This is a genomic window from Flavobacterium sp. (genome assembly GCF_029945805.1).
Taxonomy (GTDB): Bacteria; Bacteroidota; Bacteroidia; order Flavobacteriales; family Flavobacteriaceae; genus Flavobacterium.
Genome location: NZ_JAQSDH010000001.1, coordinates 1 through 15,187, shown reverse-complemented (window position 1 = coordinate 15,187; position 15,187 = coordinate 1). Strand labels below are relative to the sequence as shown.

At 36.4% G+C, this 15,187-nt stretch carries 7 protein-coding genes; all 7 read left to right on the top strand.

The window, feature by feature from the left end; genetic code table 11:
* Positions 1-62 precede the first annotated feature (62 nt).
* On the top strand, positions 63-851 hold the full coding sequence (locus PSU83_RS00035; RefSeq protein WP_300585322.1) for a polysaccharide biosynthesis/export family protein: 789 nt from the start codon (positions 63-65) through the stop codon (positions 849-851).
* Between the two features lie 11 nt (positions 852-862).
* Positions 863-3,334, top strand: coding sequence for a tyrosine-protein kinase (locus tag PSU83_RS00030; protein WP_300585320.1), 2,472 nt, complete (start codon positions 863-865; stop codon positions 3,332-3,334).
* Positions 3,331-4,311: an SDR family oxidoreductase gene (locus PSU83_RS00025; protein WP_300585318.1), complete on the top strand. Its 981-nt coding sequence runs from the start codon at positions 3,331-3,333 to the stop codon at positions 4,309-4,311. Before PSU83_RS00030 ends, PSU83_RS00025 begins: the two co-directional genes overlap by 4 nt.
* A gap of 9 nt (positions 4,312-4,320) precedes the next feature.
* Positions 4,321-5,712, top strand: a complete 1,392-nt coding sequence (locus PSU83_RS00020) for a UDP-glucose 6-dehydrogenase (RefSeq protein ID WP_300585316.1) — start codon at positions 4,321-4,323, stop codon at positions 5,710-5,712.
* A 41-nt stretch (positions 5,713-5,753) separates the two neighbouring features.
* The gene (locus tag PSU83_RS00015) at positions 5,754-7,031 is read left to right on the top strand and encodes a nucleotide sugar dehydrogenase (protein WP_300585314.1); all 1,278 of its coding nucleotides are present in this window, start codon (positions 5,754-5,756) and stop codon (positions 7,029-7,031) included.
* Positions 7,032-7,239: 208 nt separating this feature from the next.
* Positions 7,240-8,286: a dTDP-glucose 4,6-dehydratase gene (gene rfbB / locus PSU83_RS00010; RefSeq protein WP_300585312.1), complete on the top strand. Its 1,047-nt coding sequence runs from the start codon at positions 7,240-7,242 to the stop codon at positions 8,284-8,286.
* A 363-nt stretch (positions 8,287-8,649) separates the two neighbouring features.
* Positions 8,650-15,187, top strand: a 6,538-nt coding sequence (locus PSU83_RS00005) for an immunoglobulin domain-containing protein (protein WP_363319829.1), incomplete at its 3' end; no start/stop codon positions are given.

Below are 15,187 nucleotides of genomic sequence, written 5' to 3'. Positions count from 1 at the left end.
ACTACATTTTTGTAATTACAATTGAAAAACTATCTTTGTTTGCTAATTTTTTATTTAAAATAATGAACCAACCCAAAATATATTTATTGTTTCTCTTCAGCTTACTACTAACTTCCTGTATACCAAACAAGGATTTAATTTATTTACAAAACAAGAATAACTCCAGTAATCAAGTAGTAGAACCCGTAAATCAAAAGCCTTACCGATTACAGACAAATGACATATTAATAGTAAATATTAGAGCAATAGACCCTAAGTTAGTAGAAATATTTAATAGTAATTTAAGTCCGGGTGTTACTGCTGGTGGTGAAAGCAGTAATTATTTTAACGGATATTCTATTGATGATCATGGAAATATTAAGTTGCCTATTCTAGGTGAACTTAATGTTTTAGGTTTTACGGTAGAAGAGGTCAGAATTAAAATAGAAAAAATGCTTCAAGATCAATATTTCAAAACGGAAGCGGGTATTTTTGTTACGGTTAAACTATCGGGTTTTCGCTACACCATTAATGGAGAAGTTGGAAGTACAGGAACAAAAATTCTTTATCAAGATAAGGTTAATATAATGGAAGCTATCGCTAATTCTGGTGATATTGAAATTACGGGCGATCGAAAAGATGTAAAAGTGATAAGAAGATTTCCCCAAGGTAGTGAAACCTTTAGTATCGATTTAACGGACAGCAATGCAACCAGTTCGCCTTGCTTCTATCTGCAGCCTAATGATTATATCTATGTTAAGCCACTAAAACAAAAAACTTGGGGTACCGGAAGAACAGGTATAGAATCTTTGACAACGATTATTACCTTACTTTCATTAGCAACAACAACTTATTTGTTACTTAAAAACTAATAACCAGTTTCATGTTAGACGTAAAAGATTTTACTTTTTTTGATAAACAAAACAGCTTTGATTTTAAAGGCTTTTTAATCAAAACGTTGAGTTATTGGAAATGGTTCGCTGTTGGTCTTATCGTAGCTTTCGCTATTGCGCATCAAGTGAACGTGAGAAAACAGAAAATTTATGGTATAGAAACTACTATTGCCGTTAAAGAGGAAAATAATCCATTTTTTACGGCAAATACAAGTTTAGTATTTAATTGGGGTGGTACATCGGATAAAGTTCAGACAGTCTCAACTACCCTTAAATCTAGGTCTCATAATGAAATGGTAGTCGATAAAATGCAGTTTTATATTGATTACATGAAACAGACCAAATATTTTTTGAAGGATGTTTATGGTGCGGTCCCATTTAAAATTACTTTAAACAAAAGCGAAAATAATTTGCTGAATCAGTTTATAAAAGTAAAAATGGTTTCCACCGATTCGTATCAAGTAACTGTATTATTTCAAGCAAATAATGCTGCAGTTATCCGATATGATAATTCTAAAATGGACATCGCAAATGTACCACTAGGAGAATTTAAGAAAATTTTTAAAGTAGGGGAAGAGGTTAATCTGCCATTTCTTAATTTTAGACTTGATTTAACGGATGTTAAAGATAAGACCTTCAATCAAGAAGTTTTAGTACGTTTCAATAGCTTTGATGAAACGGTTTCAAGGGCAATGGAAATCAATGTTATCGTTGATGAAAAATCGGGTTCTATTTTAAAATTGGCGCGTCAAGGAAATAATAAAGCGAGAATGGTTGATTTTTTAAATACAACTGTTGATGTTTTAATTAAGCGACAGTTAGATAGTAAAAATAAATTTGCTGAAAACACCATAAACTTCATTGACGAACAAATGAGCAAAATGGAAGGTCAACTTAAGAATTCAGGAGATGACTTAAAAAACTTCGGCAAAAATAATAATGTTATAGATATTGAGGGTGGTGGTTTAAATTTTAAACAGCAATTTACACAATATGATGCTAATAAAGACGAGGTAGAACGAAAAATAGCCTATCTAAATACCTTAAAAAAATATTTGAAAAACAGCACAGATTTTTCAAAATTACCAGCTCCAACTGTTGCGGGAATTGATGAACCAAATATAAATGTAAACGTATCAAATCTTATTGCACTTTCGGTTCAGCGTTCAGAATTAGCCTATTCATTTAAAGGACAAGTTTTATATGAAAGAATAGATAACGAAATCTCATCGGTAAAAAAAGTATTACTCGAAAATGCGAATTCGTATAATGTATCCTTGTTATATGATTTAAATTTAGTAAATCAAAAACTAGCAAAAATTGAAGGTGAGATAAGTTCACTTCCTGAAAACAAACAAGAATGGTTAAAGCTATCTAGAAAATACAATCTTAATGACAATATTTATAATACATTTTTACAAAAGCGTCAAGAAGCCGCTATTGTAAAAGCCGCTAACCTACCAGATATTCAGTATATTGATCCTGCGAAAGATGTTGGTGGCGGATTGTTGGGTCCTAAAACTAGCGTTAACTACGTTTTGGCATTTTTTATGGGACTTTTGGTTCCTCTGATATTTGTATTTTTTATTTTCTTCATAAGCAACTCGGTTCAAAATATTGAAGATATTTCAGCTCATACACAATTACCACTTATCGGTATTGTTGGAGTAAAACATTCTGATAGTAACTTATCCGTATTTGAACGACCAAAATCGGCACTTTCAGAATCATTCAGAGCAATTCGTTCTTCCTTACAATTTTTATACAAAAAGCAAAGTGTTCAGGGAACAAAAACACTAATGTTGACTTCTTCTGTTAGTGGTGAAGGAAAAACCTTTTGTTCCATAAATATCGCAACCGTATTCGCATTGAGCGAAAAGAAAACAATCATTTTGGGTCTCGATTTAAGAAAACCTAAAATTTTTGACGATTTTAATATTAAGAATGAACTCGGTGCAGTCAACTATCTCATAGGTGATAATACGTTGGAAGAAGTTATCCAACATACGCACGTTCCTTTTCTAGACGTAATTACATCGGGACCAATTCCGCCAAATCCATCCGAGTTGATACTTGGGGATTCGATGAAGGAGATGATACAGGAATTGAAAAAAACATACGATTACATTATTTTGGATACGCCACCAGTTGGATTGGTTTCAGATGCTTTAGAATTGTCGCAATATTGTGATGTTACTTTGTATGTGGTTCGACAAAATTTCACCAAAAAAGAAATGTTGACGTTACTGAACAATAGGACCAAACGTGGCGAGCTCAATAATGTGAGCATCATCTTTAATGGCTATGAAAACAAAGCAAAATATGGTGTTGGATACGGTTATGGATATGGATACGGATATAGCTATGGGTATGGTTACGGAAGTGGCTACCATGAAGAAGAAGAACCAAAAGAATTTTTTGCAAAATGGAAATATCGTTTGTTAAAAAAGGTAGGTAGATGATAAACAATAAAACAGCAGTGTTGATTACAGGTGGTGCAGGATTTATTGGATCTAATCTGTGTGAGTATTTTTTATCAAAAGAATATTTCGTGGTATGTTTGGATAACTTCGCTACAGGTCACAGGCACGCGATTAAGGATTTTATCCAGCATGAAAATTTCGAGTTGATTGAAGGCGATATCCGAAATTTAGAAGATTGTAACAAAGCGGTGGCGAATGTAGAATATGTGCTACACCAAGCTGCTTTGGGTTCTGTTCCCCGGTCGATAAACGACCCTATTACTAGTAACGATGTAAACGTGTCTGGCTTTTTGAATATGTTGGTCGCGTCTAGAGATGCTAACGTTAAAAGATTTGTCTACGCAGCTAGTTCTTCCACTTATGGCGATTCTGAAAGTCTGCCAAAAGTAGAAGATAAAATTGGAAAACCGCTGTCACCTTATGCTATTACCAAATATGTAAACGAATTATATGCCGATATTTTCAATAAAACCTATGGTTTGGAAACAATTGGATTACGCTATTTCAACGTATTTGGAAGAAAACAGGATCCTAATGGAGCTTATGCGGCAGTAATTCCAAAATTTGTAATGCAACTAATGGCGCACGAAAGTCCCGTAATTAATGGTGATGGAAATTTCTCAAGAGATTTCACCTATATAGACAATGTAATCCAGATGAACGAGTTGGCTATGTTGACCCAGAATCCGGAAGCGGTTAATACAGTTTATAATACCGCATTTGGTGACAGAACTACGCTAAATGATATGGTAACTTATTTAAAAGAATACCTTTCAGCCTTTGATTCGGAAATTGCAAATGTTGAAATCATCTACGGACCAAATAGAGCAGGAGATATTCCCCATTCTTTGGCAAGTATTGACAAAGCAAAACAATTATTACACTATAATCCGCAATATTCTTTTAAGTCTGGTCTTAAAGAAGCTGTAAAATGGTATTGGGAAAATTTAAAATAGAATAGTAGAATGAAAATTAAAAATATTTGTTGTATCGGAGCGGGATATGTTGGTGGACCAACGATGGCGGTCATAGCTCAGAAATGCCCCGATATTAAAGTTACGGTAGTCGATTTGAACGAAGCGCGAATTGCGGCATGGAATGATAAAGATGTTAACAATATTCCGATATATGAGCCAGGACTGAATGAAATTGTTGCAAATGTTCGGGGCAAAAATTTATTCTTTTCTACAGAAGTTGATAAAGCGATTGACGAAGCAGAATTAATCTTCATATCTGTAAATACCCCAACAAAAACTTATGGTACCGGAAAAGGAATGGCAGCCGATTTAAAACATATTGAATTGTGCGCCAGACAAATTGCCAGAGTAGCTAAAAATAATAAAATCATTGTTGAAAAATCAACATTGCCCGTTAGAACGGCAGAAGCATTAAAAAGTATTTTGGATAATACCGGAAACGGTGTTCAGTTTCAGATTCTATCTAATCCAGAGTTCCTTGCAGAAGGTACGGCAGTTCCTGATTTATTGAATCCGGATCGAGTTCTAATAGGAGGAGAATCAACGCCAGAAGGTCAGTTGGCTATTCAATCTTTAGTGGATGTTTATGCAAATTGGGTTCCAACGGATAGAATTTTAAGGACTAATGTTTGGTCTTCTGAATTATCTAAATTGGTTGCCAATGCGTTTTTAGCACAACGAGTTTCGTCAATCAATGCCATTTCTGAATTATGTGAAAAAACGGAAGCCAATGTCAATGAAGTAGCCAAAGCAATTGGAATGGACAGTAGAATCGGGCCTAAATTCCTCAAAGCTTCGGTTGGATTTGGAGGATCTTGTTTTCAAAAAGATATTCTAAATCTGGTTTACATTTCAAAAGCATTCGGATTAAATGAAGTAGCTGATTATTGGGAACAAGTGATCATAATGAACGACCACCAAAAAAGACGTTTTTCTAAAAACATTGTACAAACACTTTACAACACCGTTTCTGGAAAAAAAATAACCTTTTTAGGATGGGCATTTAAAAAAGATACCAACGATACAAGAGAGTCTGCAGCGATTTACGTTGCCGATGATTTGATCAATGAGCAGGCAAATATTGCTTTATATGACCCAAAAGTTTCTCAAAAACAAGTGCTTTCTGATTTGGATTATCTCGATACGAGGAAGCCTGCAGAAAATGAAAAACACATTACTTCGCATGAAAACGCCTATGATGCTTGTAAAAATGCACATGCAGTTGCTGTGCTAACAGAGTGGGACGAGTTTAATGAATATGATTGGCAAAAAATTTATGACGCTATGTTGAAGCCGGCTTTCATTTTTGATGGAAGAAATCTTTTAGATGGTGATAAATTAAAATCTATTGGATTTATTTATCAGTCTATTGGTGTTTAAATTATGTAAAAAGTTAAGATTTAATTAGTAAAAAAAAACAAATGAGTATTAAAATAGCTGTTATCGGATTAGGATATGTGGGATTGCCATTAGCGCGATTATTCGCGACAAAATATCCGGTTGTCGGGTTTGATATCAATCAGAATAGAATTCAAGAGTTGAACGCTGGAATCGACGCTACACTTGAAATAGATGAGATTACTTTGAAAAATGTTCTTGTTTCTTCGGTTTCAAATAAGAATGGATTGCTGTGCAGTCATACTTTAGCAGATATTGCTACTTGTAATTATTACATAGTTACTGTTCCAACGCCAGTTGATAAAAATAATCGTCCCGATTTAACACCACTATATAAATCGAGCGAAACAGTTGGAAAAGTATTAAAAAAAGGTGATATTGTTATTTACGAATCAACGGTTTATCCCGGAGTAACTGAAGAAGAATGCATTCCAGTGTTAGAACGGGTAAGCGGATTGAAATTCAACGTTGATTTCTTTGCGGGGTATTCTCCAGAACGAATCAATCCGGGAGATAAGGAACATACGGTTGAGAAAATACTCAAAGTAACTTCAGGTTCCACTCCAGAAATCGGACAGAAAGTCGATCAACTGTATAAATCAGTTATCACGGCCGGAACGCATTTGGCACCCTCAATAAAAGTGGCAGAAGCAGCAAAAGTTATCGAGAATTCTCAACGCGATATCAATATTGCGTTTGTGAATGAGTTGGCTAAGATTTTTAATTTATTAGAAATTGATACCCATGCAGTATTGGAAGCAGCCGGAACCAAATGGAACTTTCTGCCCTTTAAACCAGGGTTAGTAGGCGGACACTGTATAGGTGTTGATCCCTATTATTTAGCACAAAAAGCCCAAGAAAAGGGCTACCATCCCGAAATTATTTTGGCAGGTAGACGATTGAATGATAGTATGGGAGAATATGTTGCTTCTCAGGTTATCAAGATGATGATTAAGAAAAACATCAAAGTTAATGGCTCCAAAATATTAATGTTAGGAATAGCTTTTAAAGAAAACTGTCCAGATGTTAGAAATACAAAAGTAGTAGATGTTGTAAACGCTTTACAAGATTTTGAAACTAATATAACCATTTATGATCCATGGGCAAATCCTTCTGAAGTGATGCATGAATATGGATTATCAACGGTTTCAAAATTACCGTCAGGAAAATTTGATGCCATAGTACTTGCAGTTGCTCACAGAGAATTTACGGGAATTGATTTTGAGATTTTAAAAACAGAAAATGCGGTAGTATTTGACGTAAAAGGAGTTTTAAAGGAAAAAGCAGACGGAAAATTGTAAAGATGTCTTCTATTTCATTAGTCGTAGTATAGAATTTAAGTAATTAATTACAACCCTAAGATATAATTAGAAGAGCTTTGTCACACTGTGCTTAGCCTGCCCTGAGCTTAGTCGAAGGGTCGAAGTGCTATAGTAAAGGTTTTATTTCCTGCGATCTAACAAGCTAGTACAAATTAAATCAACATTTTTGAAAATAATATTTATTTAAATGAAAAAAATTTTAATAACAGGTGGAGCAGGGTTTATTGGTTCTCATGTCGTTAGACGATTTGTAACCAAATATCCGAAGTATCAGATTTTTAATTTGGACGCCCTAACGTATGCGGGTAATCTTGAAAACATTGCCGATATTGATCAATTGCCCAATTATACTTTCGTGAAAGGAGATATAGTCGATGCTGATTTTATAAATGACTTGTTTCAGAAACATCAATTTGATGGTGTTTTACATTTGGCTGCAGAGTCACATGTGGACCGGTCGATAACTGATCCCTTGGCGTTTGTAAGAACGAATGTTATTGGAACAATGAATTTATTGAATGCCGCTAAAACCATCTGGAAAGACAACTTTGAAGGAAAACGTTTTTATCATATCTCAACGGATGAGGTTTATGGAAGTTTAGGTGCAGAAGGGCTGTTTACCGAAACAACTCCATATGACCCAAATTCTCCTTATTCCGCTTCAAAAGCAAGTTCAGATCATTTTGTTAGAGCGTATGGCGAAACTTACGGATTGCCGTATGTTATTACTAACTGTTCTAATAATTATGGGCCAAATCATTTCCCAGAAAAACTAGTTCCGTTATTCATTCACAATATTATCAATAATAAAGCGCTGCCTGTTTATGGCGATGGAAAATATACACGTGACTGGCTTTATGTTATTGACCATGCCATCGCAATTGATTTAGTTTTCCACGAAGGGAAGAATCATCAAACGTATAATATTGGCGGCTTTAACGAATGGCAAAACATTGACTTAGTAAAGTTACTATGTAGTCAAATGGATTCTAAATTAGGTCGAGAACCTGGTGAATCTGAAAAACTGATTTCGTATGTAAAAGATAGACCAGGACATGATTTGCGCTATGCTATTGATGCTTCTAAAATCAACAAAGAGTTAGGATGGAAACCTTCTGTAACTTTTGAGCAAGGTTTAGAAAAAACAATTGAGTGGTTTTTGACGAATCAAGATTGGTTGGATAATGTTACATCAGGTGCATATCAAGAATACTATGAAAAGCAGTATCAGTAGACTTTTTTCTGATAGTAGTTGTTTTTTTATAAGACTTTGCTCGTTGTAAATAAATTTAATTTATGATTAATACCCGTTCCTATACATTGTAGATGTGTTGGGTCTTTTTTTATATTTTCTATTTATACAAATTTTTAGATACGGTCTCACACTATAAATTCTTCGTTTATAGAAGGTTTTTAATTTTTTACAGGTGAATTCAATTTTATATACTCAATAAAAAATCACAATTTTTTAGCCATAGTTTATTTTTCAAGAAAATTTTCGTCTTTAATCGAGTATATAAGTTAGTAATCGATTAACTTATTTTTAACGTAACATTATTTTTATCTTGACATCATTAATAAACCTAATTCTAAAATTATGATGAATAACTACAATTTATTGAGTTATCGAAAGTTATCGAAACTCAGTTCGCAGGGATTGGATTTAATTGATAAAGAGGCAAATTCTAGTAGCACAACTCGAATGAAGTGGCTACTGAGTTTAATGCTGTTTTTTGCTATTTGTTTTTCAGGGAATAATTTGAAAGCTCAGACTGTTTTATTATCTGGAACAGGTGATGGTGGTTTTGAAACCGGAACAACTTTTACAGCAAATTCTTGGACGTATGTTGGTTCTGGTACTAGAACTTGGCAGGTAGGAACAGCAGGCGGTGCGCAGGGAGTCACGCGAGCTGCATATGCTGGTGCTGCTGCAAATGCTAATGGGATTAATGCAAATGTAGTGCATCATTTTTATAGGGATATTGCTATTCCGGCTGGTGCTACTAATGTATTCTTAAATTATTTTTACAAACAGATCGCCGTAGATAATACTTACGACTTTTTTTATGTATCTACTACAACTACTGCCAATACCCCTAGTAGTGGTACAGTTCCGGGAGCTGGATATAATATCAGATTTACTAATACAGCTACAGTTTATTCCGCTTTCACCGCAATGCCACAGATTAATTTAACTTCATTAGCAGGAACAACTGTTAGAATAGTTTTTTCATTCAAAAGTGATGGTATCGCACCACATGTTTCTCCTACAGTTGACAATGTCTCGCTTGTTTATACGGCTGGTGTAGCTTGTACTGGAGCCCCTAATAATGGTACTATTGCTATTTCACAAGCTTCAGCATGTTCAGGAGGAAACCTTAATTTTACGTCTTCTGGCTTAACAACGGGTACAGGTATTACCTATCAATGGCAATCCTCAACAACAAATAGTAATCCTTGGACCAATTTAGGGACTGGTACATCTTATAGCGCTACTAGTGTTGCAGGAACAACTTATTATAGATTAGCAACAACATGTTCTAATAGCAGTACTACTAGTTATTCCAATACGGTTTCTTTCGCAGGAGTAAGTTGTGGTTCAGCTAATGTACCAACAACTGGAAATACTACAATTGACTGTGGAACTAATACATTAATTTATGATAATGGAGGACCTTCACTTGATTATGCAAATAATAGTGATGGCTATTTAGTTTTAGATAATTCAGGGACTGGTGTTATTTCTATTAGTGGCTCTTATACATATTTAGAAACCAATTATGATTACTTGAGATTTTATAGTGGAGTAGGTACAGGAGGAACTTTATTGTATACTTATAGTAATTCTTCTGGAGGTACTATAACTCCTTTCAGCAGTGCTCCTGGTCAGTCAATTACAGTTCAACTTACATCTGATATTAGCGGAGTTGGAGGAGGTTTTGCTTTACAAGCTATATACTCTGGAACTTGTTTGACTTGTACAACACCAGTAGGAGGAACTGCCAATGCAGTAGCATCTACATTTTGTAACTCAGGTTCTACGAATATAGCTGCAACGGGATATAGTTCAGGTACAGGAACACGATACCAATGGGAATCATCTACCAATAACTTTGCTACAGCAGGAACACCAATTGGATCTGTAGCTTCAGCCTATGCTAATTTAGCTACAGGTACTATTACGACTACTACTTATTACAGATTAAAAGTATTTTGTACATCTAATCCAACAGGCGCTGTATATTCTAGTGTAGTTACCGTTACAGTAAATACTCCAGCTACTATCACCGCTTCTACAGATAACACTAATTTCTGTGTGGGTGGAAGTGCAAACTTAAGTGTCAGTGGAGCTGCTACCTATACATGGACCTCCATTCCAGCTGGATTTAACTCAATACTTGCAAACCCATCGGTTTCTCCAACTGTAACAACTACTTATAGTGTTGTTGGCGTAGATTCAAATAGTTGTACTACTAGTCCCGCTACTGTTGCAGTTGTTATTTTAGCCACTCCAAGTGCGGTTTCAGTGATTCCAAGTGCGGCCACGGTTTGTGATGGTACTATTGTTACTTTAACAGCAACAGGCGGATCTATTACACCTTTTATTCAGAATGTCTATGTTGAAAATTTTGACAGTGGACTAGGTTCTTTTACTGCAACTACAGGATCTTCTAACGCGGTTTCAAACTGGACTCCTCGTGCAAATGGATATGTTACAGGTGTTACCTATAGTGGGTCTACTAACGGATTTGTATTAGCAGATGCGGATGCTGGAGGTTCTGGTGTGACTGTAAATACGAACTTAATTTCTTCGTCAATAAATACAACGGGTTACACTAATCTAACACTTTCATTTAATGAATATTTAAATAATCCTACTAGTACACAAGCTGCAGTAGAAATATCTTCAGATAATTTTGCTACGTTTACAGTTTTGCGAAATGACTTAGTTACTGATATTGGTTCTTCTACTGCATTTGCAACAACTTCATTTGCTGTACCTGCACCATTTTTAAATCAAACCAATGTTAAAGTTAGATTTAGGTATGTTGCTGGATATGATTGGTATTGGGCAGTTGATGAGGTTAGAGTAACAACTTTAATTAGTCCTACAGCTCCAATTACCTGGACAGCAACTCCAGCTAGTACATTATATACTAATGCTCTTGCTACTGCAGGTAATGAATATGTACCAGGTAATTCGGCTACTACTTTGTATGCTAAACCAAGTGTTCAAACTACTTATACTGCTTCGGCAACTAACGGAACTTGTTCTGCAGCTCCAGCTAGCACAATTGTAAACGTAAATGCTGTACCAGTTATTACCTTAGCCAACAGCATTACAGTTTGTAAAGGTACAGGTGCGACTATCACCATACCAGAAAACAATAATACGTACTCTTGGTCTCCAAGTACTGGAATAACGGTTCTTGATATTCAATCAGTTCTTGCAAATCCGGTAAGTACTCAAATTTACACGGTTACTACTACCAATACTAGTACTTTCTGTCAATCGACAAGACAAATTACGGTTAATGTTAATGACCCAGGAACTATAGTGACGCAGCCTACCAATAAAGTTGCGGCTACAGGATTCGGAACTACTTATACAGTTGTAGGTACAACAGGAATCACTTATGGGTATCAGTGGCAGAGAAAAACGGGACCTACTACGTATACTAACTTAGTAAATAATGCTAATTATGCAGACGTTGATTCATCTGTGTTGACGGTAAGTAACGCAGGTACAGGTACAGCTATAAGTGGTGCGATTTACAGATGTTTATTGACTCCACCTTCTCCTTGTGCCGATTTGAGTACAGATGATGTTACATTAACAGTAAGCAGTACCGGTATTGCCGCTAGTCCAAGTGACGTGAACATTTGTTTGCCAACTCCTACGACAGCACAGTTTAGTGTAGTTACAAACGGAGATCCGGCTTATTTAGTTGAATGGCAAGTGAGTACCAATAATGGGTTAAGTTATTCTGCTATTTCGTTAATTGATGTCGATGATACGTTTTTATATCTTGGAGAAAATACATCTGCTGTATCAGGATTAACCTTTTCGCATCCGTTAGATGCAGGCGATCCAACAGGATGTAATTACAAAATATTAAATGTATCTGGAATTTCAAGTCCAGCAACTTTAAAATTTAAAGCCTTTGTAAATGAGTCATTGCCAAGCGAAGTTGCAACTTTGAAAGTTGGCAGCCCGATTACATTTGACCCTAATCTTTCTACTGTTCCAGTTAAAGTTTGTGCGGCACCTAGTGCAGCCCCAGTAACTTTAAGTATTACTACTTTAGGAACTGTGGATTCAGTAGTTTGGAAATATGCTACCTCAGCGGGTGGTACTTATACTGTTTTAACGACTAGCCCTCCAGCGGGCGTTACTTATGCTACCGCTATATCAGGAAGTACTTATTCATTAACAGTTACCACTACAGCACTTATTACACCAATTGGTAACTATTACTACAAAGCCTTCGTTACTAGTTCAGGTCCATGTGCAAACGTTGACTCTAACGAAGCGGTTATCTCAGTAATACGACCTGCAATTGCTATTGCTCAGTCAAGCGCTTCTTACTGTTTACCTGGTGCTGCAGTTACCTTAACTGCCAGCGGAAGTGATGCCGGAAATTATGTATGGTCATCATCTCCTGCTGCGTCTAGCGATACTACGGCGGGTATTTCAGTAACGCCTTCAGTAACTACTTCGTATACCGTTTTGGGAACTGATTCAAACGGTTGTACTAATAGTGCTACCGTTAATGTTGGCGTAGGAACTTCGTTTACTGTTGTGGCTTCTGCTGCTCCAGCTACTGTTTGTCCTGGAGGTTCAGTTGCTTTAAGCGCTGTTCCAACAGCTGCAGGAGGTACTACTTATTTGATTAATACAACACCTTATCAGTTTGCTTCGGTAGCTGGAACTTTTACCGCTTTAGTTGGAGGTACTTCATCTGGATTAGCTGCTACTGCTGACGATACTATGTCAGGAAACATTGTTCCTGGATCTGGATTTAGTTTTACTTATGGTGGAACAGCATATACTGCATTCCGAGCATCTTCAAATGGACAACTTGTATTTGGATCTGCTGGAACGCAATCAGCAGCTAATGATTTAGCCTCTACAACGTCAACTGAAAGACCTGGATTGGCTCCTCTGTGGGATGATACACAACTTACGGCAGGTTTAACCTATCAATTAAGTGGTACTGCACCAAACAGAGTATTAACTGTTGAATGGTTGAATATGGAATGGAATTATGCGTCAACTACTCCAGTAATTTCTTATCAAGTGAAACTATATGAAACTACAAATGTTGTTGAATATGTTTATAGAAGAGAATCGACAGCAATTAGTTCAGGTTCTGCATCCATTGGATTGATGGGTACAGCGTCGAGTAACTTTATTTCGTTACAAGATACAAGTGCTTCACCAGCCTTGAGTACTTCAACGAGTGCAAATTCCATTAGTACTAAACCTACAAATGGTAGAATTTACCGTTTCACTCCAGTGACTCCGATAACTTATAGTTATGCATGGTCGTCAACACCTTCAGGATTTAGTGCAACAGGCGCGCCTGCTACAGCTAATCCAAATGTAAGCACAGTTTATAGTGTTACCGCTACTTCCAATCAAGGATGTACAGCAACCAATACAGCTTCAGTTACAGTTGATTCTGTACCTGCAGTTTTTACTGCATTACCTGCTACACAAAATATATGTGCAGGAACTACAGCTACATTTACTGTTAGTGCAACAAGCGCAACACCATTGACATATGTATGGAAGAAAGACGGGCCTCCATTATCTAATGGTTCAGGAGTTTCGGGTGCTACTACAGCAACATTAACCATCACAGGAACAACAGCTGCGAATAACGGAAGTTATACAGTTGATGTTATAAATTGTAGCACAGTTACAAGTACAGCAACTGTACTTACAGTTAATCCGCTACCAACAGCAACAGTGACTGGGACAATAAGTTTGTGTCAAAATGCTGTATCACCTTCAATTACTTTTACTGGAGCTGCAGGAACTGCACCTTATACGTTCACGTATAAACTAAATGATGGTGCTGACCAAATAATAACTACCACTTCAGGTAGTAGTGTAATAATTGCTGCGCCAACAGCTGCAGCGGGATCTTTTGTTTACTCTTTAGTTAGCGTAAATGATTCAAGTTCTTCTGCTTGTTCACAATCACAAGCTGGAAGCGCAACAATAACTATTAGTCCTGTTCCAACTAATGTGGCAGCAGCTTCAAACCCAACTTCAGTATGTTTTAATACTCCATTTAATTTGACTTCGTCTTCAAATCCTGTCCCGGGTATTGTTTTCGTACAAAATTTTGATGGTGTTACTGCTCCAGCTTTACCTTCAGGTTGGCTATCAATTGTTACTGGTGAAGTTACCGCATGCGTCACTTCTGTATCGGGTTCAGATACTGCACCCAATTCAGCTTTCATTAGTAATCCTGCAAGTGTCAGTGATAAATTATTAAGAACTCCAACAATTGCTATTGTTTCAGCTGCTGCTCAATTGAATTTTAGACATAGATATGGCTTTGAATCTGGATTTGACGGAGGTGTATTAGAAATTAAAATCGGAGCTGGTGCATTTACAGATATAGTAGCTGCAGGAGGCAGTTTTGTGGCCAACGGTTATACTAGTACTATTAGTTCAACTTTTAGTAATCCAATAGGAGGCAGAAGTGCGTGGTCTGGCACTAATGCTGCTTATGTAACAGTAACTGTTAACCTACCAGCTGTGGCTGCTGGTCAAAATATTCAACTTCGTTGGAGAATGGGTAGTGATAGTTCCACAGGATCAACAGGTTGGTTCATAGATACTGTTTCAATTATAGATTCGGTTGCACCAACATATAGTTGGACATCTTCGCCAGTAGGATTTACGTCTAATCTACAAAATCCAGTTGGGGTTACTGCCATTCAAAGCACAACTTATACCGTTACGGCGACAACTCCTGCAGGATGTACTTCAACAGCAAGTACTACAGTAACAGTAACTCCTCAACCGCTATGGTATTTAGATGCTGATGCTGATGGATATTATACTGGAACATCAATTGCATCTTGTACTTCACCAGGAGTAGGTTATACTACTA

Bases quoted from the DNA above. Each gene is read 5' to 3' on its own strand.
- PSU83_RS00035 (WP_300585322.1), top strand. From the start codon at position 63: ATGAACCAACCCAAAATATATTTATTGTTTCTCTTCAGCTTACTACTA.
- PSU83_RS00030 (WP_300585320.1), top strand. From the start codon at position 863: ATGTTAGACGTAAAAGATTTTACTTTTTTTGATAAACAAAACAGCTTT.
- PSU83_RS00025 (WP_300585318.1), top strand. From the start codon at position 3,331: ATGATAAACAATAAAACAGCAGTGTTGATTACAGGTGGTGCAGGATTT.
- PSU83_RS00020 (WP_300585316.1), top strand. From the start codon at position 4,321: ATGAAAATTAAAAATATTTGTTGTATCGGAGCGGGATATGTTGGTGGA.
- PSU83_RS00015 (WP_300585314.1), top strand. From the start codon at position 5,754: ATGAGTATTAAAATAGCTGTTATCGGATTAGGATATGTGGGATTGCCA.
- rfbB (WP_300585312.1), top strand. From the start codon at position 7,240: ATGAAAAAAATTTTAATAACAGGTGGAGCAGGGTTTATTGGTTCTCAT.